18 protein-coding genes are annotated in these 20,687 nt (G+C 75.7%); 4 read left to right on the top strand and 14 right to left on the bottom strand.

What is annotated here, in order from left to right; translation table 11 throughout:
- Position 1: 1 nt before the first annotated feature.
- The 13 genes from lysX to ABT093_RS15605 all read right to left on the bottom strand — a co-directional run bounded on the left by lysX (position 2) and on the right by ABT093_RS15605 (position 14,595).
- A complete protein-coding gene (gene lysX, locus ABT093_RS15665; RefSeq protein ID WP_502884232.1) occupies positions 2-1,558 on the bottom strand; it encodes a bifunctional lysylphosphatidylglycerol synthetase/lysine--tRNA ligase LysX in 1,557 nt (518 codons plus the stop codon).
- Between the two features lie 146 nt (positions 1,559-1,704).
- Positions 1,705-2,463: a hypothetical protein gene (locus ABT093_RS15660; protein WP_350564461.1), complete on the bottom strand. Its 759-nt coding sequence runs from the start codon at positions 2,461-2,463 to the stop codon at positions 1,705-1,707.
- 108 nt (positions 2,464-2,571) lie between these two features.
- Positions 2,572-3,816 carry an ABC transporter permease gene (locus ABT093_RS15655; RefSeq protein ID WP_350564460.1) on the bottom strand — a complete coding sequence of 415 codons (1,245 nt, stop codon included), beginning with the start codon at positions 3,814-3,816 and terminating at the stop codon, positions 2,572-2,574.
- Positions 3,813-4,532: an ABC transporter ATP-binding protein gene (locus ABT093_RS15650; protein ID WP_350564458.1), complete on the bottom strand. Its 720-nt coding sequence runs from the start codon at positions 4,530-4,532 to the stop codon at positions 3,813-3,815. The genes ABT093_RS15655 and ABT093_RS15650 overlap by 4 nt, the downstream gene beginning before the upstream one ends.
- Entirely contained in the window at positions 4,529-6,139 is a 1,611-nt protein-coding gene (locus tag ABT093_RS15645) for a peptidoglycan-binding protein (RefSeq protein ID WP_350564457.1), read from the bottom strand. Before ABT093_RS15645 ends, ABT093_RS15650 begins: the two co-directional genes overlap by 4 nt.
- Positions 6,140-6,564: 425 nt before the next feature.
- Entirely contained in the window at positions 6,565-7,359 is a 795-nt protein-coding gene (locus tag ABT093_RS15640) for a type III pantothenate kinase (protein ID WP_350564455.1), read from the bottom strand.
- A gap of 74 nt (positions 7,360-7,433) precedes the next feature.
- Complete coding sequence (gene nadC, locus ABT093_RS15635; protein ID WP_350564453.1) at positions 7,434-8,426, bottom strand: carboxylating nicotinate-nucleotide diphosphorylase; 993 nt, start codon at positions 8,424-8,426, stop codon at positions 7,434-7,436.
- Between the two features lie 4 nt (positions 8,427-8,430).
- Positions 8,431-10,107, bottom strand: coding sequence for an L-aspartate oxidase (locus tag ABT093_RS15630; protein WP_350564451.1), 1,677 nt, complete (start codon positions 10,105-10,107; stop codon positions 8,431-8,433).
- A gap of 14 nt (positions 10,108-10,121) precedes the next feature.
- Complete coding sequence (gene panD, locus ABT093_RS15625; protein WP_350564449.1) at positions 10,122-10,571, bottom strand: aspartate 1-decarboxylase; 450 nt, start codon at positions 10,569-10,571, stop codon at positions 10,122-10,124.
- A 57-nt stretch (positions 10,572-10,628) separates the two neighbouring features.
- On the bottom strand, positions 10,629-11,534 hold the full coding sequence (panC, locus tag ABT093_RS15620) for a pantoate--beta-alanine ligase (RefSeq protein WP_350564447.1): 906 nt from the start codon (positions 11,532-11,534) through the stop codon (positions 10,629-10,631).
- Positions 11,534-12,391, bottom strand: a complete 858-nt coding sequence (locus ABT093_RS15615) for a Rossmann-like and DUF2520 domain-containing protein (RefSeq protein WP_350564656.1) — start codon at positions 12,389-12,391, stop codon at positions 11,534-11,536. Before ABT093_RS15615 ends, panC begins: the two co-directional genes overlap by 1 nt.
- 219 nt (positions 12,392-12,610) lie before the next feature.
- Entirely contained in the window at positions 12,611-13,303 is a 693-nt protein-coding gene (locus tag ABT093_RS15610; protein WP_350564445.1) for a response regulator, read from the bottom strand.
- 59 nt (positions 13,304-13,362) lie between these two features.
- A complete protein-coding gene (locus ABT093_RS15605) occupies positions 13,363-14,595 on the bottom strand; it encodes a sensor histidine kinase (RefSeq protein ID WP_350564444.1) in 1,233 nt (410 codons plus the stop codon).
- A gap of 139 nt (positions 14,596-14,734) precedes the next feature.
- On the opposite strand from ABT093_RS15605, the gene ABT093_RS15600 reads away from it, so the two are divergent.
- Positions 14,735-15,790: an SAM-dependent methyltransferase gene (locus tag ABT093_RS15600; protein WP_350564442.1), complete on the top strand. Its 1,056-nt coding sequence runs from the start codon at positions 14,735-14,737 to the stop codon at positions 15,788-15,790.
- On the top strand, positions 15,787-16,956 hold the full coding sequence (locus ABT093_RS15595; protein ID WP_350564440.1) for an NADH-quinone oxidoreductase subunit D: 1,170 nt from the start codon (positions 15,787-15,789) through the stop codon (positions 16,954-16,956). Before ABT093_RS15600 ends, ABT093_RS15595 begins: the two co-directional genes overlap by 4 nt.
- A gap of 52 nt (positions 16,957-17,008) precedes the next feature.
- Here the strand turns inward: ABT093_RS15595 and ABT093_RS15590 are convergent, their stop codons facing one another.
- A complete protein-coding gene (locus ABT093_RS15590) occupies positions 17,009-17,839 on the bottom strand; it encodes a DUF3109 family protein (protein ID WP_350564654.1) in 831 nt (276 codons plus the stop codon).
- Positions 17,840-18,182: 343 nt separating this feature from the next.
- Between ABT093_RS15590 and ABT093_RS15585 the strand changes: the two genes are divergently transcribed.
- Both ABT093_RS15585 and ABT093_RS15580 read left to right on the top strand, forming a co-directional pair.
- A complete protein-coding gene (locus ABT093_RS15585; RefSeq protein WP_350564439.1) occupies positions 18,183-18,545 on the top strand; it encodes a hypothetical protein in 363 nt (120 codons plus the stop codon).
- 149 nt (positions 18,546-18,694) lie between these two features.
- The coding region (locus tag ABT093_RS15580; protein ID WP_502884231.1) for a WXG100-like domain-containing protein at positions 18,695-20,687 on the top strand (1,993 nt) is incomplete at its 3' end.

Below are 20,687 nucleotides of genomic sequence, written 5' to 3'. Positions count from 1 at the left end.
GTCACTCCTCCTCGGTCTTCTCCGCCGCACCGGCGGACGCCTTGGGCTCCGGCTTTACCAGCGGGAAGAGCACGGTCTCCCGGATGTTCTTGCCGGTGAGCAGCATGATCAGGCGGTCCACCCCGAGCCCGAGGCCGCCGGTGGGCGGCATCGCGTACTCCAGGGCCCGCAGGAAGTCCTCGTCGACCTGCATCGCCTCGACGTCGCCGCCGGCCGCCAGCAGGGACTGCGCGGTGAGGCGGGCGCGCTGCTCGACCGGGTCGACCAGCTCGGAGTAGGCGGTGCCGATCTCGGTGCCGAAGATCACCAGGTCCCACTTCTCGGCCACGCCCGGGACCGAGCGGTGCTGGCGGGTCAGCGGGGAGACCTCGGTCGGGTAGTCCCTGAGGAAGGTCGGCCGGACGGCGTTCTCCTCCAGCAGGCGCTCGACCATCTCCAGCACGATCTGGCCGTGGCCCCACTCCTTCTCGAAGGGGATGCCGTGCTCGGCGGCCAGCTTGCGCAGCTCCTCGACACCGGTCTCCGGGGTGACCTCGGCGCCCAGCCGGGCGGAGATGCCCGGGTAGACGCTGATCTCCTCCCAGGGCTCGGCGAGGTCGATCTCGTGCTCCACGCCGTGCGGGTCCAGGCCCCGGATCACCGTGGTGCCCAGCGCGTCCCGGGCGGCGTTGACGATGGTCGCCCGGATCAGCTCGGCCTGGGTGTCGTAGTCGCCGTAGGCCTCGTAGGACTCCAGCGAGGTGAACTCGGGGTTGTGGGTGGAGTCCGCGCCCTCGTTGCGGAAGTTGCGGTTGATCTCGAAGACCTTCTCCGCGCCGCCGACCACCAGCCGCTTGAGGTACAGCTCGGGGGCGATCCGCATGTAGAGGTCGATGTCGTACGCGTTGATGTGCGTCTTGAACGGCCGCGCGTTGGCGCCGCCGTGCACCGGCTGCAGCATCGGGGTCTCGACCTCGATGTAGCCGCGCTCCTCGTAGGTGCGGCGGATCGAGCGGACCACCTTGGACCGCAGGTGGAGGATCTCGCGGGCCTCGGGGTTGACGATCAGGTCGACGTACCGCTGGCGGACCCGGGCCTCCGGGTCGGTCAGGCCCTTGTGCTTGTCCGGCAGCGGGCGCAGGCACTTGGCGGTGAGCTCCCAGCGGTCCACCATCACGGACAGCTCGCCGCGCCGGGAGGTGATCACCTCGCCCTCGACGCCGACCTGGTCGCCGAGGTCGATGTCGGACTTCCAGGCCGACAGCCGCTCCTCGCCCAGCTTGTCCAGGGAGAGCATCACCTGGAGGTCGCCGGAGCCGTCGCGCAGGGTGGCGAAGCAGAGCTTGCCGCCGGTGCGGGAGAGGATCACCCGGCCGGTGATGCCGACCCGCTCGCCGGTCGCGGTGTCCGGGGCGAGGTCCGGGTGCTTGGCCCGGAGGTCGGCGATGGTGCTGGTCCGGGGGAAGCCGACCGGGTAGGGGTCGACGCCGGCGGCCCGGAGCCGGTCCAGCTTCTCGCGCCGGACGCGCATCTGCTCGGGAAGGTCGTCGGTCGCGGGGATGGGGCTCTGATCGCTCACCCCACCAGGGTAGCCAGCCCGGACCGGTGCTCCGCCACGGGATTACCGTGCCGCGCGGTGCGGCCGGGGCCGCCGGGCACGGGAACGGGGAGGCCGGGCCGGTCGGAACCGGCGCGGCCTCCCCGGGAGGCGCTGGCGGGGCGGGCTCAGCCGGTGCCGGTGGCCAGCTCCAGGTCCTCGGGTGCCTCCGGTGCGGCCGGGCGGGCGGCCGGCTTGGGGCGGCGGCCGAACAGCTCGGCGGGAGTGGGCATCCGGTGCGGCCGGGCGGGCTGCCGCTCCTGGGGGGCGCGGGGGTCGGCGGACTGCTCGACGGGGGGCTCGGTGCTGCTCATCGGGATCCGTCCTCCAACAGGGGTGCCAACGGGGATGGGGGGAGAGCTCGGGGGAGCGGCGGGGCTCGGTACGGCGACGAGGTGGCGCTGGCCGGTGGTGAGGGCGAGCCGCTCGCGCACGGCCGCCTCGGCCAGCGCGTGGCAGCGCCCGGCCAGCCGGGAGCGGCGGGAGCGCTCGCCCTGCCCGCAGGGCTGGCGGCTCAGTCCGCGCAGCGCGGTGAGGTCCTCCGGCCCGGGGAGGTAGCCGTCGGTCACCGCCTCCTCCAACCGCTCCAGGTAGCCGGTGGCGGTGCCGGGCAGAGCGGCCCGGTAGCGGGCGAGGTCGGCGAGCAGGAAGGCGCGCAGCCGGCCGCCCTCCTGGACGGCCTCGTCGATCGCCTCGGTCAGGCGCAGCGCGTCCTGGACGTCCTCGGCCCACAGCGCCGCGCCCGCGTCGGCGTGCGCCGGGCGGCCGGGGAACTGGAGGTGGACGGGGACGGAGGGGTGCAGGGCTTGGGCGAGGGCGCGGCGCAGCACGCGGACTTCGTCGGCGCTGAAGGCCATGCCGCCGCGCGATCCGTGTGGCGTAGGCATGGGTTGACACTACGTGAGGAATATCCGATTTGTCGGTAACCTCGCGCCGACGCCACGCGTCACTCGCCCGCTCGCCTCCGGGGCGGGGCCCGGACCGCGCCGGGCGGCTCAGCGGCGCAGCGCCTCCGCCGGCTGGATCCGGGCCGCCCGCCAGGCCGGGTAGACCCCGGCCAGCAGTCCGGTGAGCAGGCCGATCACCGGTGCTGCCGCCACCGTCGCCGGGTCGACCACCGGCGTCCAGTCCCGGGCCAGCGCCACCCCGAGCACCGTCAGCACGCCCAGCGAGGTGCCCACCAGGCCGCCGACCAGCCCCAGCGAGGCCGACTCGGAGAGGAACTGGCCGGTGATGTGGCGGCCGCGGGCGCCCAGCGCCCGGCGCAGGCCGATCTCGCCGGTCCGCTCCAGGACGGCGACCAGGGTGGTGTTGGCGATGCCCACCGCGCCGATCACCAGGCAGATGCCGGCCAGCAGCAGGAACAGCTGGTCGAGGTCGGAGGTGACGTCGGAGCGGAGGGTGCGCGGGTCCGGCGGCGGGACCGGTTCGAAGTACTCGGGGTGGGCCGGGTCCAGGGCGAGCGGGGCCTCCTCGGCGATCTGCCGGGCCGCGCCGATCCTGGTCGAGATGATCATCTTGGCCCGGTCGCGGTCCGGCTCGCCCCAGAGGCGGGCGGCGGCCCCGCGCGGCACCGTCACCGAGAGCAGCAGGTCCGCCATGCGCTTCACGTCGTCGACGATGCCGATCACCGTGAACGGCTTGTTCTCCAGGAAGATCGCCGGCTGGGTGTCCAGCGTGGTGATCCCCAGCCGGGCCGCCAGCGCCGCGCCGATCACCGCCACCTGCCGGCCGGTGGAGTCGTGCCAGCCGTCGAAGGTCCGGCCCTGCACCAGGTGCGGCTCGGCGGCCTTCAGCACCCCGGCCGAGGCGGCCACCACCGAGACCTGCTCGCCACCGCCCTGCCGGCCCACCGGCGCGGCCCGGACGGTGCCGGAGGCCCGGCCCACCGGCCAGTAGGCGCCGGCCGCCTCGACCCCGTTCAGCCGCTCGATGCGCGCGTCGGCGTCGGCCGGGAAGGCCAGGCGCACCAGCTCGGGGCGGGCGCCGCCGGTGTCCTCGACGCTCACCTCGGTCGCGCTCAGCACGCTGAACCGGGAGTCGATCTGCGAGGAGGCGGTCGCGGTCAGCCCCAGGACGGCCACGAAGGTGCCCACCCCGAGGACGGTGCCCAGACCGGTCAGCGCCGAGCGGGCCGGCCGCTGGAGGACGCCGGCCAGCGCCTCGGCGAGCAGGTCGCGCAGCGGGAGCCGGGACGGCTCGACCACCCGGTCGCGGCGGCGGGTCGGCCGGATGCTCATGCCGCGGCCACCTCCTCGCGCAGCACGCCGTCCCGGATCGCCACCGTCCGCCGGCCGTGGGCGGCCACCTGCGGGTCGTGGGTGATCAGCAGCACCGTCAGGCCCTGCGCGTGCAGCTCGTCCAGCAGGGCCAGGACCGACTCGGCGGTGCCGGTGTCCAGGTTGCCGGTCGGCTCGTCGCAGAGCAGCAGCGAGGGCCGGCCGACCAGCGCCCGGGCGATCGCCACCCGCTGCCGCTCGCCGCCGGACAGCCGGGTCGGCAGGGCGTCCAGCCGGTGGCCGAGGCCCACCCGGGCCAGCGCCGCCCGGGCCGGCTCGCGCCGCCCGGCGCCGCGCCGGCCCCGGCCGGCCGTGTAGAGCATCGCCAGCGCCACGTTCTCGGTCGCCGAGCGGTGCGGCAGGAGGTGGAAGGACTGGAAGACGAAGCCGATCCGGCGCCCGCGCAGCGCGGTGCGGTCGGAGTCCGGGAGGGAGCCGGTGTCGATGCCGTCCAGCAGGTACTGGCCGGTGGTGGGGGCGTCCAGCAGCCCGGCGATGTTCAGGAAGGTGGACTTGCCGGAGCCGGACGGGCCGACCACGGTGACGTACTCGCCGGGGGCGATCGTGAGGTCGCACGGCTTCAGCGCGGTCACCGGGGGCGGCCCCGGGTAGGTCAGGCCGACCTGGCGGAACTCGATGACGGGGGCGCCCGGCCCGGTGCCGACGACGCCGGTCACCTGGCGCCCGCCCCGGTGGCGTCCTTGACGCCGACGATCACCCGGTCGCCCGGCTTCAGCGTGCCCCCGGTCAGCGGCCGGACCTCGGCGCTGCCGCCGCCGACCGTCCCCGGGGTGACCTCCACCCGGCGGCGCTGCCCGTTCTCGTACACCGTCACCACCGTCCTGCCGTCCGCCGTCGCGGAGACCGCCGACAGCGGGACCACCAGCACCGGGCCGGCCGAGGAGGCGGCCTGCACGGTCAGCCGGACGTCCTGGCCGGCCAGCCGCGGGTCCAGCGGCGCGTCCGGCTGGACCACCATCGCGTAGCCGCTCGCCGCACCGCCCTGGACGGGGGCCGGGTTCTGGCCGCCGCCCGCCCCGGCGCCCGGCGCGGCCGCGGCCGGCTGGCCGTCCTCCGGGGTGTCGGCCACCGCGCCGACCGTGCCGGCGGCCTTGACGCCGGTCACCTCGGAGAGGATCTCCACCACCTGGCCGGGACGCACCAGGCCCTTGTCGGTGATGGTCAGACCGCCCTTGACCACCAGCGCCCCGGCCGAGACGGTCAGCACCTTGCCGGACACCTCGCCGCCGATCCGGCCGGCCACCGAGTCCACCCGGGCGGGGAAGCCGGAGAGGAACAGCAGCTCGGCGGCCGGGACCATCGGGCCGGTGGAGGCCTTCGCGTCCGTCACCTTCTTCCGCAGCTTGGCGAGGTCCTCGGTGGCCCGGGTCACCTGCTTCCGGGCGGTGTCGACGGCGGTGCGGGCCGCGTCGACGGGGCTCTCCCCGACCGGGGCCGGGGCCGCGCCGCCGGTGGCCGCCCCCGTCGCCGCGCCCGTGGCCGGTGCGGCGCTCTGCTGCGCCTGCTGTCGGGACTGCTGCCGGTCGGCCGCCACCGCGTCGTCGTGGCGCTTCCTCGCCAGCCTCAGCGCGTCCCTGGCGTCCGCCAGCGCGCGCTCGCCGCCGGTGACCGCGTCCTGGGCGGCGGTCACCTGGGCGTCCCCGTCCGGCGCGGCGGGCAGCGGGTCGTAGCCGCGCGCCGCGTAGAACGCCTTCACCGCCTCCTTGGTGCCCGCGCCGAAGGTGCCCTCGGCATCGCCGCCGGAGTCGAACCCCAGCTCCTTCAGGGCCTGCTGGAGCTGCTTGACGTCCTGTCCGGTGGCGCCCGGCTTGAGGTCCCGGTACACCGGCAGGTCGCCGCGCAGCGGGAACACCGGCCGCCCCGCCACCTCCAGCACCGACTGCCCGGCCCGCACCTGGTCGCCGGCCTTGGCCGGCAGCCTGGTCACCACCGGCTTGGCCCCCGCCGCCCCGCCGCCCCCGGCCGGCGCCACGTCCACCGACTGGCCGGCGCTCACCTGCCCGCGGACCACCACCGAGTCGGTCAGCACCCGCTTCTCCACCGCCGCCGTCAGCACGTCGGGCGCCGGCGGCTCGCTCTCCGCGGCCGCCTGCGCCGGCGACTTGATCATCGTCGAGGCCGCCACCCCGCCCCCGGCCAGTGCCACCGCGGCCGCCATGACCGCCACCAGCACCCGCCGGCGCCGCCGGATGCCCCGCTCGCCGCCGCCCACCCCGTCGTCCGCCGCCTCCGGCGTCACGTCCGACTCCTCGAACTCGGCCACGACCCGCCCTCGTTCCGAAAGTCGATCCAACTGTCCACGGATGAAGACTGCCTGACCGACCCTCGGGAGCGTCGGCGGATTCCCGGAATCGTCCGGCCCCCGCCCGGCTCGCCGCCCGCGTGCGGCGCGAGTCGTGGCCGTTGCCCGCAAGGACGGTTGGTCAGCCGGTGGTGGAGCGCGATCGGCGACCTCCCGGCTGGAGAGGTCCAGGGCAGGGAAGGGGAGTACCTCTTCCCGGCGGGCGCTCGGGCGGTCGATCCGGGGCGCCGCGGGGCGCAGGTCGGCCAGGTGTCATCGACGGCCGCGACGGTTCCGCGCATGGCCTTCGGCGCCCACCGCTCCCCGGCGGGAAACGGCGGGTGACGGGGCCACCGGTGTTCGGCGCCGGCACGGCGTCCGGGGGATCCGCGTCACATGCGACGGGCTCAGCTCGGGCGGTTGCGCTCGTAGACCAGCCGCAGGCCGATGAGGGTGAGCCAGGGCTCGTGGACGTCGATCGAGCCGGCCTCGCCGAGGACCAGCGGGGCCAGGCCGCCGGTGGCGATCACCTGGACGTCGTCCGGGTCCTTGGAGAGCTCGCGGGCCATCCGGTCGACCAGGCCGTCGACCTGGCCGGCGAAGCCGTAGAGGATGCCGGACTGCATGCCCTCGACGGTGTTCTTGCCGATCACGTTGCGCGGGCGGGTCAGCTCGATCTTGCGCAGCAGGGCGCCGCGGTTGCCGAGCGCCTCGACCGAGATCTCGATGCCGGGGGCGATCGCGCCGCCGACGTAGTCGCCGCGGGCGTTGACCGCGTCGAAGGTGGTGGCGGTGCCGAAGTCGACCACGATGCACGGGCCGCCGTAGAGGTGGTTGGCGGCCAGCGCGTTGACGATGCGGTCGGCGCCGACCTCCTTGGGGTTGTCCATGAGGACGTGCACGCCCGTCTTCACCCCCGGCTCCACGATCACCGCGGGGACGTCGCCGTAGTAGCGGCGCGTCACCTCGCGGAACTCGTGGAGCACGGAGGGGACGGAGGAGCAGATCGCCAGGCCCTCCACCTTCGCGTCGGCGATCGCGGTGCGCGAGCCCTGCGAGCCCATCAGGCCGTGCAGCAGCACCGCCAGTTCGTCCGCCGTCCGGCGCGGATCCGTGGAGATCCGCCAGGTCTCGACGACCTCTTCACCGCCGAACAGGCCGAGGGTGGTCTGGGTGTTGCCGACGTCGATGGTGAGCAGCATCGGATGCTTTCTGCGTCGAGGACCAGCGGGCGGACGGGGGGACGAACGGGCGGTGCGGGCGGAACGGCGGCCGGTCAGGCGCGCAGGTCCAGGCCGATGTCCAGGATCGGCGAGGAGTGGGTCAGCGCGCCCACCGCCAGGTAGTCGACACCAGTCTGGGCGACCTCGCGCGCGGTGGCCAGGGTGAGTCCGCCGGACGCCTCCAGCTTGGCCCGGCCGGCCACCAGGGCGACGGCCTCGCGCAGCTGCGGGACGGTGAAGTTGTCCAGCAGGACGAGGTCGGCCCCGGCCTCCAGGACCGGCGCGATCTGCTCCAGGGTGTCGACCTCGACCTCGACCGGCAGGTCCGGGTAGGCGGCCCGGACGGCGCGGAACGCCTCGGCGACGCCGCCGGCCGCGACCACGTGGTTGTCCTTGACCAGGGCCGCGTCCGACAGCGCCATCCGGTGGTTGGAGCCGCCGCCGCAGCGGACCGCGAACTTCTCCAGCGCGCGCAGTCCCGGGGTGGTCTTGCGGGTGTCGCGGACCACCGCGCCGGTGCCCTCCAGGGCGTCCGCCCAGGCGCGGGTGGCGGTGGCGATGCCGGACAGGTGGCAGAGCAGGTTGAGCGCGCTGCGCTCGGCGGTCAGCAGGTCCCGGGTGCGGGAGCGGACCGAGAGCAGCACCTGGCCGGCCTCGACCCGGTCGCCGTCCTGGACGTGCCGCTCGACCTCGAACTCCTCCTCGCAGACCAGCGAGACGACCGCCTCGGCGATCCGCAGACCGGCCACCACGCCGGCCTGGCGGGCGGTGAAGTCGGCGGTGGCGACGGCGTCGGCCGGCACGGTCGCCACCGAGGTGACGTCCTCGCCGCCGGCGAGGTCCTCGGCCAGCGCCAGGGTGGCGATGTCCTCGACCTCGATCGGGTCCAGCCCGGCCTCCTCCAGCAGCTCGGCGAGCTGCGGGTCCAGGCCGGTCTCGTAGCCCTCGCCGTCCCCGCAGGCGCAGCCGTCGCCGCAGCCGCCGGCCAGCGGGAGCTCCTCGTGCTCGTGCTCGTGCAGGTGGGTCACGTCGGTCGCGTCGGTCATGGTGTTACTGCTCCTCGGGGGTGCTGACGGGGCCGCCGGAGGCGGTGAGGGTGGTGATCAGGTGGCGCCGCCAGTGCGCGTCGTCCCGCTCCGGGAAGTCCTCGCGCCAGTGGCAGCCGCGGGTTTCCTCGCGCTGCGCGGCGGCGGTGACCAGCGCGTCGGCGACCAGCAGCAGGTTGGCGGCCTCCCAGGTCTCCACCCGGGGGTCGGCCGGCTTCTGCTCGGCGGCGTCGGTGCGGGCGTGCTCGGCGAGCAGCGCCAGCCCCCGCGCCGTGGCGGCCATCGACGCGGCCGAGCGCAGGACGCCCGCACCGCGCGACATCAGCCGCTGGATCTCGGCCCGCGCCTCGGGCGCGGGCAGCGGCACCGGACGGGCGGCGCGGGCCGCCGCCGCGTCGACGGTGCGCTCGGGCAGGGCGCCGGCCGTGTGCCGGCCGGCCAGGTCGGCGGCGATCCGCTCGGCGAAGACCAGGCCCTCCAGCAGCGAGTTGGAGGCCAGCCGGTTGGCGCCGTGCACGCCGGTGCAGGCGACCTCGCCGCAGGCGTACAGGCCGGGGACGGAGGTGCGGCCGTGGTCGTCGGTGCGCACCCCGCCGGAGGCGTAGTGCGCGGCCGGGGCGACCGGGATCGGCTCGGCGACGGGGTCGATGCCGTGCGCGCGGCAGGACGCCAGGATGGTCGGGAACCGGCGTTCCCACATCTCGGCGCCGAAGTGCCGCCCGTCCAGGTACATGTGATCGGTGCCCTGGAGCAGCATCCGGTTCGTGATCGCCTTGGCGACGATGTCGCGCGGGGCCAGCTCGGCCAGCTCGTGCTGCCCGAGCATGAACCGCACGCCGTCCGCGTCGACCAGGTGGGCGCCCTCGCCGCGGACCGCCTCGGAGATCAGCGGCTGCTGGCCCTGCGCCTCCGGGCCGAGCCAGAGCACGGTGGGGTGGAACTGGACGAACTCCAGGTCGGTGACCTCGGCGCCGGCCCGCAGCGCGAGCGCCACGCCGTCGGCGGTGGAGACCGCCGGGTTGGTGGTGGCCGAGAAGACCTGGCCCATGCCGCCGGTGGCGAGCACCACCGCGCGGGCCCGGACGGCGCCGACGCCGTCCCGCCGGCCCTCGCCCATGACGTGCAGGGTCAGCCCGGCGGCGTGCCCCTCGGCGTCGGTGAGCAGGTCGAGGACCAGGGCGTGCTCGATGAGCTCCAGCTCGGGGTCCCGCCGGACGGCGTCGACCAGGGCCCGGGATATCTCGGCGCCGGTGGCGTCCCCGCCGGCGTGCGCGATCCGGTTGCGGTGGTGGCCGCCCTCACGGGTGAGCAGGATCGCGCCGTCCTCGCCGCGGTCGAAGGCGGCGCCGACCGCGATCAGCCGGCGGACCGCGTCCGGGCCCTCGGTGACCAGGGCGCGGACGGCGTCCTCGTCGCAGAGGCCGACGCCGGCCACCAGGGTGTCGGTCAGGTGCTGCTCGGGGGTGTCCCCCTCGCCCAGGGCGGCCGCGATGCCGCCCTGGGCCCAGCGGGTGGAGCCGTCGTCCAGCATCGCCTTGGTGACCACGATGGCCCGCAGGCCGGCCTTGCGGACGTTGAGCGCGACGGTGAGCCCGGCCACGCCGGAGCCGACCACGACGACATCGGTGTCGGTGGTCCAGCCCGGCGCGGGGGCGGTGAGGCGGTGCGTGACGGCGGACATGACGTGGTGGCTCCTTAACGCGCGGCGTCGTCGTCGGCGCCGCTGCCGCCACGGTACGCCGCGTCCCCGCGCAGCAGTCCGGTGCCCTCCCCGGCCTCGGCCGGGTCGCCGCCGGTGCCGGTGATCCGGTTGTGCTCGTCGACGAAGACGACCTTGGGCAGGTAGCCCTTGGCCTCGGCGGTGTCCATCTGCCCGTAGGCGATCAGGATGACCAGGTCGCCGGGGTGGACCAGGCGGGCGGCGGCGCCGTTGATGCCGATGACGCCGGAGCCGCGCGGGCCGGCGATGGTGTACGTCTCCAGCCGCGCGCCGTTGTTGATGTCGACGATGTGGACCAGCTCGCCGGGGAGCAGGTCGGCGGCGTCGAGCAGGTCCTCGTCCACCGTGACGGAGCCGACGTAGTGCAGGTCGGCCTGGGTCACGGTGGCCCGGTGGATCTTGGACTTGAGCATGGTGCGGAGCATTGCGGGTCACGCCTCCTGTGAGTGCATGCCTAGGGGAACAGCGGTGGGACTACCGGATCACCGGACGATGATGCGGACGTTGTCGATCAGGCGGGTCGGACCGACCTTCGCGGCGACGGCCAGCACGGCCTCGCCCTGGAAGTCGTCCGGCGCCTCGGTGAAGTCGTGCGGATCGATCAGGGCGAGGTAGTCGAGGTCCACTCCCTCGGCGCCGTCCAGTACGGCCGCGGCGGCCTCGCGCACGGCCTTCGGGCCCTGCGCGGCCGCGTCCCGGCCGGCGAACAGCGCCCGGGACAGGGCGAGGGCGCTGGTGCGCTCCTGCTCGGAGAGGTAGCGGTTGCGGGAGGAGAGCGCCAGGCCGTCCTCCTCGCGGACGGTCGGCACGCCGACCACCTCGACGTCGAAGTCGAGGTCGGCCACCATCCGGCGGATGATCGCCAGTTGCTGGGCGTCCTTCTCGCCGAAGAGGGCGAAGTCCGGGTCGGTGATGTGCAGCAGCTTGGCGACCACGGTCAGCACCCCGTCGAAGTGGCCGGGCCGGGTGGCGCCCTCGTAGCGCTCGCCCATCGGGCCGGCGGTCAGCCGCACCTGCGGCTCGCCGTTCGGGTAGACCTCGTCGACGGACGGCGCGAAGACCACGTCGGCGCCGTTGGCCTCGGCGAGCCGCACGTCCTCGTCCAGGGTGCGCGGGTAGCGCTCCAGGTCCTCGCCGGCGCCGAACTGCAGCGGGTTGACGAAGACCGTGACGGCGACCCGGCCGTCCCGGCCGACCTGCTTGCGGGCGGCGCGGATCAGTGCGGCGTGGCCCTCGTGCAGGGCGCCCATGGTCATCACGACCGCGTTGTCCACCGGCTGCTCGTCCGGCCAGAAGGCGGCCTCGAAGTCGTCGACGGTGTGCGTGACCACGGCCCGGTGGACCTTCGGGGCGCGCTGGGCCTTGCCCGGCTGCTTGCCGCGTGCCATTACTGCTTCTCCTCGTTCAGTACGTCCAGCAGCGCAGCCGCCGACGCTTCGTCGATCGTCCCGTGGGCCAGGGCCCGCTGGGCGGTGGCGCGGGCCATCGCCCGGTAGGCGGCCGGGATGTCCGGGGACACCGTACTGAGCTGCGCCAGGTGGCGCCGCACGGTGCCGGCGTCGCCCCGGGCGACCGGGCCGGTGAGGGCCGCGTCGCCGGAGCGCAGCGAGTTGTCGAGCGCGGCGCCGAGCAGCGGGCCGAGCATCCGGCCGGGCTCGGCGACGCCGGCCGAGCGCAGCAGCTCCATCGCCTGCGCGACCAGCGTGACCAGGTGGTTGGCGCCGTGCGCCAGGGCGGTGTGGTACCGCGGGCGGACGTCCTCGGGCACCCACTCGGGCTCGCCGCCCATCTCCACCACCAGCGCCTCGGCGACCGGGCGCAGCTCCTCGGGGGCGGTCACCCCGAACGGGCAGCCGGCCAGCCGGGCCAGGTCGACGGAGGTGCCGGTGAAGGTCATCGCGGGGTGCAGCGCGAGCGGCAGCGCGCCGGCCGAGGTGGCCGGCTCCAGCACGGCCACCCCGTGCGCCCCCGAGGTGTGCACCAGCAGCTGGCCGGGGCGGACGGCGCCGGTCGCGGCGAGGCCGGCCACCAGGTCGGCCAGCGCGTCGTCGGGGACGGTGAGCAGCACGAGGTCGGCGGCGGCCAGCACCTGCGGCGGGGTGACGATCCGCACGCCGGGCAGCAGCGCCTCGGCGCGGCGGCGGGAGGCGGCGGACACCCCGGAGGCGGCGACCACCTTGTGCCCGGCGAGCTGCAGGGCGGCGCCCAGCGCCGGGCCGACCCGGCCGGTGCCGACCACGCCCACGGCGAGGCGGGCCGGGCGGTTGCCGGGGTCGGCCGGGTCGCCGAGGCCGTCGGCGAGCGGGGCGAACTCGCCGGGGTCGGCGAAGTCGGACGGACTCACGGGTCCACCTTTGTCCAAGGGCTCCGTTCCAGTCCACCTGACGGGGTACCGGACGTACCGGCCCATTCTACGGGGGCAGGCGAAGGGGCAGGGGCGGATCCGGTCAGCGCCCGGCCCCGGTCAGTCGGTGGCGCCGGCGCGGATCAGGCCCGCCTCGTAGGCCAGCACCACCGCCTGGACGCGGTCGCGCAGGTTCAGCTTGGCCAGGATCCGTCCGACGTGGGTCTTCACGGTGGCCTCGGAGAGCACCAGCCGGGCCGCGATCTCCCCGTTCGACAGACCCTGGGCGACCAGCAGGAACACCTCGCGCTCGCGTTCGGTGAGCGGGCCGAGGGTGTCCGTGCGGCCCGGGCCGCTCTGCGGGGTGGGCAGCACCTCGGCGAACCGGTCGATCATCCGGCGGGTGGTGGTCGGCGCGACCACCGCGTCCCCGCCGTGCACGGCGCGGATCGCGGCCACCAGCTCGGTCGGCGGCACGTCCTTGAGCAGGAAGCCGCTGGCGCCGGCCTTGAGCGCGGCGAAGGCGTACTCGTCGAGGTCGAAGGTGGTGAGGATGAGCACGTGCGGGGCGTCGGGCAGCGGGCTGCCGTCCTCGGCGAGGCAGATCCGCCGGGTGGCCTGCACGCCGTCCAGCCGCGGCATCCGGACGTCCATGAGGATCACGTCCACCGCGGTGTGCCGGAGCTTCTCCAGGGCCTGGGCGCCGTCCCCGGCCTCGGCGGCGATCTCGATGTCGCCCTGTGACTGCAGGATCATCCGGAATCCGGTGCGCAGCAGTTCCTGGTCGTCGACCAGCATCACGCGGATGGTCAAGGGTGGCTCCTAGGTCCTCGGGGGGAACGGCGGGGGTCGGTGGGCGTCCGGGCCCGGGATCAGTGGGCCGCCTTGAGCGGCAGCACGGCGCGGATCCGGAAGCCGCCGCCGGGTCGCGGCCCGACGTCCAGGCTGCCGCTGACCATGCCGACCCGCTCGCGCATGCCGATCAGGCCGTGGCCCTGGCCGTCGGTGCCGCCGGCGGCCAGCTGCTCGTCGGTGCTGCCGCGGCCGTCGTCCTCGACCAGCACGGCCAGCTCGCGCTCGCCGAAGTCGACCGCGACCCGGGCGTGCACGTCGGGGCCGCCGTGCTTGCGGACGTTGGTCAGCGCCTCCTGGACGATCCGGTAGACGGTCAGCTCGACGCCGCGCGGCAGCTCGCGCGGGTCGCCCGAGGTCGCGTAGTCCACGTGCAGGCCGGCCGTGCGGACCTGGTCGAGCAGTTCGGGCAGCTCCTCGACGCCCGGCTGCGGCACGTACTCCTCGCCCTTGCTGTCGGCGCTGCGCAGCACGCCGAGCAGCCGGCGCATCTCGACCAGCGCCTGCCGGCCGGTGGAGGCGATGGTGCCCAGCGCCTCCTTGGCCTGCTGGGGCGAGTTGTCCAGCACGTACGCGGCGCCGTCCGCCTGGACGATCATCACCGAGACGTTGTGCGCGACCACGTCGTGCAGCTCGCGGGCGATCCGCGCCCGCTCGGCGGCGACCGCCACCTTGGCCTGGGCGTCGCGCTCGCGCTCCAGCCGGGCCGCGCGGTCCTCCAGCTCCACCAGGTAGGCCCGGCGGACCCGGGTCAGCCGCCCCCACGCCCAGCAGAGGATGAACGGGGTGGTCATCATGCCGCCGAAGAACAGCGCCTCGGGGACGGAGTACTCGACGTAGCTGATGTCGCCGTCGGGCAGCCGGGTGGCCTTCATCGGGTGGAGCCGCCAGAAGACCAGCGGGCCGGCCAGCAGTCCGGCGGTCAGGGCCGCCCGGGACGTCCAGGGCCGGCCGAACGCGGCACCCGTGTAGGCGAACACCAGATAGGCGATGCTGGAGAGCGCCGGGTTGACGTCGAGCGCCACCTGGGTGAGGCCGACCACGATCGCGGCGGCCACCGTCAGGTCGGGGAACCGGCGCCGGAAGACCATCAGCAGCGGCAGCACGACGGCGACGACGAACTGGACCACGGCGCGCCAGCCGTCGTTGTCACTGCCCTCCTCCGGCAGGACGCCGAGGAGGAGCACCAACGCGGCCCAGGCGGAGTCGACCACCATGGGGTGACGGCGGAGCCAGGCGTTGAGTCGATGCACAGGTCAAGCCTAGGCAGCCGCGACGTGTCCCCAGGTCCGCCGGGAGAGCGATCCGGCCTACTCCCTAGGTCGGAGAGGCCGCCGTACCGATGCCGTACGGGTTGGGCGGGCGCGGACCGGATGTGTAACGTCCCGCCGCATGACCTGGATGCGGTGGGCGCCCGCGACGGAGCGCGCCCTCTACGGACCCGACGGCGGCTTCTACCGCAGGCCGGAGGGCCCCGCCGGGCACTTCCGCACCTCGGTGCACGCCTCGCCGCTGTTCGCCCGGGCGGTGGCCCGGCTGCTGCTGGAGGTGGACGCGGCGCTCGGCCGTCCGCGCGAGCTGGCCTTCGTGGACGTCGGGGCCGGGCGGGGCGAGCTGGTCGCCGGGGTGCTGGCCCGGCTGCCGCGGGAGGCGGGGGAGCGGCTGCGGGTGTACGCGGTCGAGCTCGCCGCCCGCCCGCCGCTGCCGCCCGCCGCTCCGTCCACAGGCCTGTGGACGGAGCGGCGCTGGGCGGAGGTGCTGTGGACGGACGAGGTGCCGCGCGGGCTCACCGGGCTGCTGTTCGCCAACGAGTGGCTGGACAACGTGCCGCTGGACACCGGCGAGGTCGGCGAGGACGGGCGGCTGCGCTACCTGGAGGTGGAGACCGGGACCGGCGAGGAGCGGCTCGGCGCCCCCGTCGACGCCGCCGACGCGGCCTGGGCCGCCCGCTGGTGGCCGGCCGAACACCCCGGTGACTTCGCCGAGTTCGGCACCCCCCGGGACGCCGCCTGGGCGCACGCGGTGGCCGGCCTGGAGCGCGGGCTGGCCGTCGCCGTCGACTACGGGCACACCGCCGGACGCCGCCCACCGTTCCCCACCCGCACCGGCTTCCGGGCCGGCCGCGAGGTGGCCCCGGTGCCCGACGGCTCCTGCGACGTCACGGCGCACGTCGCGCTGGACGCCGTCGCCGTCCCCGGTCTCCACAGCCTGTGGACGACCCAGCGCGAGGCGCTGCGGGCGCTCGGCGTCAGCGGCGCCCGGCCCGCGCTCGCCCTCGCCTCCACCGACCCGGCCGGCTACCTGCGGGCCCTCGGCGAGGCCGGCGAGGGCGCGGAGCTCACCGACCCGGCCGGGCTCGGCGCCTTCGGCTGGCTCTCACAGAGCGTCCGCATGCCGGTACCGCCGAGCCTGGAGGCGCTGCCGGGATGGCAGACTCTCACCCCATGAGGGAGACCACGGTCGGCATCGGGGCGGGAGCCGAGAACTTCACGGGCGAGGCGGGCGCCACCGACATGGTGCTCAACATCGGCCCGCAGCACCCGGCCACCCACGGCGTGCTGCGCCTGCGGCTGGTGCTGGACGGCGAGCGCATCGTCAGCGCCGAGCCGGTGATCGGCTACATGCACCGGGGCGCCGAGAAGCTCTTCGAGGCCCGGGACTACCGGCAGATCATCATGCTGGCCAACCGGCACGACTGGCTGTCGGCCTTCTCCAACGAGCTCGGCGTGGTGCTCGGCGTCGAGCGGATGCTCGGCATGGAGGTGCCCGAGCGCGCGGTGTGGATCCGCACCCTGCTCGCCGAGCTCAACCGTGTCCTCAACCACCTGATGTTCCTCGGCTCCTACCCCCTGGAGCTGGGCGGGATCACCCCGATCTTCCACGCCTTCTCCGGCCGCGAGGACCTCCAGCACGTGCTGGAGGAGGCCTCCGGCGGCCGGATGCACTACATGTTCAACCGGGTCGGCGGCCTGAAGGAGGACCTGCCGGCCGGCTGGCTCGGCCGGGTCCGCGCCGCCGTCGCCGTCGTCCGCTCCCAGCTGCCGGTCTTCGAGGAGCTGGTGCTCGGCAACGAGATCTTCCGCGCCCGCACCGCCGGGGTCGGCGTCCTCACCCGGGCGCAGGCCGAGGCGTACGGCGTCAGCGGCCCGATCGCGCGGGCCAGCGGCCTGGACTTCGACCTGCGCCGCGACGAGCCCTACCTCGCGTACGGCTCCGAGGAGCTGCGCCGGGTGCTCACCGTGGTCACCCGGGAGGAGGGCGACTGCCTGGCGCGCTTCGAGTGCCTGCTGGAGCAGACGGTCAACGCGCTGGACCTCGCCGACGCCTGCCTGGACAAGCTGGCCGAGCTCGCGCCCGGACCGGTCAACCTGCGGCTTCCCAAGGTGCTCAAGGCCCCCGAGGGCAGCACCTACGCCTGGACGGAGAACCCGCTCGGCGTCAACGGCTACTACCTGGTGTCGCGCGGCGACAAGACGCCGTGGCGGCTGAAGCTGCGCTCGGCGTCGTTCAACAACATCCAGGCGCTCACCGAACTGCTGCCCGGGACGCTGGTCGCCGACATGGTGGCGATCCTGGGGTCGATGTTCTTCGTCGTCGGCGACATCGACAAGTGAGCGGAGGAGGGGGCGGGACGGGCCCGCCCCCTCCTCCGCTCGCGGTCCGGCGCTACTGCTTCGCCTTGGACGCCTTCGGCTTCTTCGCCGGGTCCGCCGGGTGCGGGGCCACCTTCCGGTCGCCCTTGGTGGCGATCCGCTCCTCGCACAGGCCGGCCAGCACCGCGTACGCGGCCCGGCCCATCAGCTCGGTGAGCTCCGGGCGGTAGCCGACGTAGACCGGGTCGGCGCCCTGGTGGGCGTCCGGGCTGCCGGTGCACCACCAGTGCAGGTCGTGGCCGCCCGGGCCCCAGCCGCGGCGGTCGTACTCGCCGATGGTGACCTGGAGGTAGCGGGTGTCGTCCGGGCGGTCGATCCAGTCGTAGGTGCGGCGCACCGGCAGCTGCCAGCAGACGTCCGGCTTGGTCTCCAGCGGCTCGCGGCCCTCCTTGAGCGCGAGTGCGTGCAGGGCGCAGCCCGCCCCGCCGGCGAAGCCGGGGCTGTTCACGAAGATGCAGGCGCCGTTGACCCGCCGGGTCTGGCGGTCGCCGTCCTCGTCGAACATGGTGATGCCGCCGTCGGTCCTGATCCGGCCCTTGGCGTCGGTGCCGTGCGGGTGGTTCTCCCACAGCTCCGGGGTCAGCCGGGCCGCGTGGCCGGTGACGCGCTTCTCGTCGTCCTCGTCCGAGTAGTGCGCGCCCAGCGTGCAGCAGCCGTCGGACTCGCCCCGGCCCTCGCGGATGCCCTGGCAGCCCTGGCCGAAGATGCACGACCAGCGGGAGGTCAGCCAGGTCAGGTCGCAGCGGAAGACCTGCTCCGCGTCGTCCGGGTCGGTGAACTCGATCCAGGCGCGCGGGAAGTCGAGCGGGACCTCGGGACGGAGCTCGGAGCGGAGGACCGGCATCGCGAGGTCGACGGCGGTCGGGCCACCGGCCTTCGGCTTGGCCTTCTTGCCCTTGGAGGTGCCGCTGCTGTGCTGGGACGTGTCTGCTGCTGCCACTCGGCAAGGGTAGAGCCTTCGCGCGGCTTCGAACCGTCCGTGGCCACGGGGTTTACGACGAGTTCACCGCGCCCCGGCCGCCGGCCGGGGCGCTGCGGCCGGGCGGCGGTGGGTGCGCGGCGGCCGTGAAGGCCGGGTGAAGCAGGGGGAAGACGGGTGAAGCCGGGTGAAGGGGCCGGCTGTGCGCGCCGGCCGGGGGCATGGGCGGGCCTAGGATGGCGGCCGGTGCGGGACGGGGAGGTACGGGATGGCCGGCGGCGGTAGCGAGTTCGTCATCAAGCCGTGGGAACTGCACGGCGAGGGGCGGGAGTTCGAGCGGATCTCGGCGGACTTCGGGAAGGCCGCCACCGCCCTGGAGCAGGGGCTCGCCGCACTCGGCGGCCCGTGGGGCGCGGACGCGCCGGGCAGCGGGTTCGCCGCCGCCTACCGGGAGGCGCACGGCGGGCTGGTGGGCGGGCTGCGCGGGCTGGCCGGGCGGCTCGGGACGGTCGGCGCGGGCCTGCACAGCATGGCGGAGCGGACCGCCGACACCGACAGTTCGGCGGCGAGCGGCTTCGCCGGGGGCACCGGCGGGGGCGGGCGAGGCGCCGGCAAGGACCGGTCGGCCTGACGCCGCCGGCGGACGCGCGCACCGCTCGGGGCCCGGCGTGCGTCTCTCCGTGGGGCGGAGCACCGCCCGGTACCGCTCGCCCGGGTCCGCATTCGCCCCGGTCCGCATTCGCCCGGTATCGCAGGGCCGTCCGTCGAAGGGGGAAGCACGTGTCCCGGAAACTGCCCGAGGAACTCGTCCCGGTCCTGGCCCGGACCGGCCACCGGTGGCCGCTGGCCGACGAGGAGGGGCTGCGCAGGGCGGCCGGGCTGTGGCGTGAGTTCGGCACCGAGGCGGACCGGCTCGCCAAGCGCGGCGGCGACGCCGCGCGGCGCGTCACCGGGGACAACTCCGGTCGCGCCGTCGAGGCCTTCGCCGCGTACTGGCAGGCGTTCCGCGGCGGCGGCAAGGGGCATCTGGACGACGCGCACGCCGCGGCCGGGCTGGTCGCCGGCGCCTTCGACGCGGCCGCCCGGGCCGTCGACTCCGGCAAGGCCGACATCGTCGCCGCCCTCAACGAACTGGCCGCCGAACTGAAGAAGGCGGAGGAGCAGGCCGCCCGGGCGGCGGCCGCGAAGGCCTCGGCGGCCCCGGCGGCCTCGGGCACGGGCGGGGTCTTCGACGCGGTGCGGCAGACCGCCGGCGCGGCCGCCGAACAGGCCGCCCGGGCGGTCGCGGCCGCCGCCGTCGAAGCCGCCCGGCTGAAGATCGGCGGACTGCTGGAGGAACTCGGCCGGGCCATGAAGGACGGCCTGGGCACCGCGCTGCGGGAGCCGGCCGTGGTCGCGCTGCTGCGCCTGGCGCCGCCCGGTGGGCCGGGCGTGCGGACGGCCGGGTACCCGGGTGGGGCCGGCGGGGCCTTCGACCCGGTGGCGGCCGGCCTGCCCGCCGTCCTCGGCGAGCCGGGCGTGCTCGGCGGTCCCGGCGGGACGGGGCTGGCGGTGGTGCTCGGCCAGGACGGCAAGCCGGTGGTGGGCGTGCCCGGGCTGGCCGTGAAGCTCGACGAGGCCGGGCGGCCGGTCCTGGACGAGCACGGCGAGCCGGTCATCGTGCGCGCCGACGGGACCCCGGTGGCGGACGCCGAGGGGCTGGTCGTGGTGCGGGGCGCGGACGGCCGGCCGGTGGTCGGGGTGGAGGACCTGGCCGTGAAGCTCGACGAGCACGGGCGGCCGGTGCTGGGCGTGGACGGGCGGCCGGTGCTGACCGGGCAGGACGGCCGGGAGATCACCGGGGTGCCGCTGGCCGGGCAGCCGGTCGGGCCGCCGGCGGGGCCGGGGGAGACGGACGGGCGGCACGGCCGCGGCCACGGCGGCGGCGATGGTGACGGCGACGGCCCGGGCGGTGGGGTGGACGGCGAGGGCGGTGACGGCCGTCGGCACGGGGCCGGTGTGCCCGGCGAGGGCGGGCCGGTGACGGCGGTGTCGGCCGGGGCGGACGTGGTGCTCGGGGCGGGGGTTTCGGGGGTGTTCGGCGGGGCCGGGGGCGAGCCGGGGCCCGAGGGCGTGGTGACCGGTCCCGTCCCGGGCGGGCACGGGCACCGGCCGGGGCCGGAGGGGTTCACGGACGGTCCGAGCGGTGGCGGTGGCGGTGGCGGTGGCGGTGGCGGGGACCGGGCCCCGGCCGGGCCCGGTCCCGCGCCGGTCCACCACGCCGACGGGGGCGGGGGAGGCGGGGGAGGAGGCGGCGGTTCGGTCGGCTCCCCCGGGCACGCCCGCGCGGCCGACGACGACTACCTGCTGCCGCCGGCCGCCGCGCCCTCGCCCGCGCCGAGCCCGGCGCACGGCGGGGGCGGCGGCGGGTACGCGGCCGGTCCGGTGAGTGTGCGCACCGACTCGGTGCTCGCGCCGCCCGCACCCCAGCCCGTCACCGCCTACGACCTCCCGGCTCCGGCCTCCGGCCCCGCGCCGGCTCCGGCTCCGGCCGCGGCCGGCTGGACGGCCGCGCCGCACGTCCCCCCGTCCGCCGGTTCCCACGCCGGTCCTCATGCCGCGCCGTTCACCGCACCGCCGGTTGTCGGTGGTGGCGGTGGTGGCGGCGGGTCGGTCGGGCCGGGACCACTGGCCGTGGGCGCGGCCCCGGGCCCGGCGGCGGCGCCGGGGGCGGCCGGCGCGCACGGCCCCGCTCCGTTCGGCAGCGGGATCGGCGCGGGCGCCCCGGCGGACC

This window comes from Kitasatospora sp. NPDC002551, from assembly GCF_040296005.1.
Taxonomy (GTDB): Bacteria; Actinomycetota; Actinomycetes; order Streptomycetales; family Streptomycetaceae; genus Kitasatospora.
This window is presented reverse-complemented; position numbering and strand designations above follow the sequence as displayed.

Bases quoted from the DNA above. Each gene is read 5' to 3' on its own strand.
- ABT093_RS15600 (WP_350564442.1), top strand. From the start codon at position 14,735: ATGACCTGGATGCGGTGGGCGCCCGCGACGGAGCGCGCCCTCTACGGA.
- ABT093_RS15595 (WP_350564440.1), top strand. From the start codon at position 15,787: ATGAGGGAGACCACGGTCGGCATCGGGGCGGGAGCCGAGAACTTCACG.
- ABT093_RS15640 (WP_350564455.1), bottom strand. From the start codon at position 7,359: ATGCTGCTCACCATCGACGTCGGCAACACCCAGACCACCCTCGGCCTG.
- panD (WP_350564449.1), bottom strand. From the start codon at position 10,571: ATGCTCCGCACCATGCTCAAGTCCAAGATCCACCGGGCCACCGTGACC.
- ABT093_RS15655 (WP_350564460.1), bottom strand. From the start codon at position 3,816: ATGAGCATCCGGCCGACCCGCCGCCGCGACCGGGTGGTCGAGCCGTCC.
- ABT093_RS15630 (WP_350564451.1), bottom strand. From the start codon at position 10,107: ATGTCCGCCGTCACGCACCGCCTCACCGCCCCCGCGCCGGGCTGGACC.
- nadC (WP_350564453.1), bottom strand. From the start codon at position 8,426: ATGACCGACGCGACCGACGTGACCCACCTGCACGAGCACGAGCACGAG.
- panC (WP_350564447.1), bottom strand. From the start codon at position 11,534: ATGGCACGCGGCAAGCAGCCGGGCAAGGCCCAGCGCGCCCCGAAGGTC.
- ABT093_RS15585 (WP_350564439.1), top strand. From the start codon at position 18,183: ATGGCCGGCGGCGGTAGCGAGTTCGTCATCAAGCCGTGGGAACTGCAC.
- ABT093_RS15660 (WP_350564461.1), bottom strand. From the start codon at position 2,463: ATGCCTACGCCACACGGATCGCGCGGCGGCATGGCCTTCAGCGCCGAC.
- ABT093_RS15590 (WP_350564654.1), bottom strand. From the start codon at position 17,839: ATGCCGGTCCTCCGCTCCGAGCTCCGTCCCGAGGTCCCGCTCGACTTC.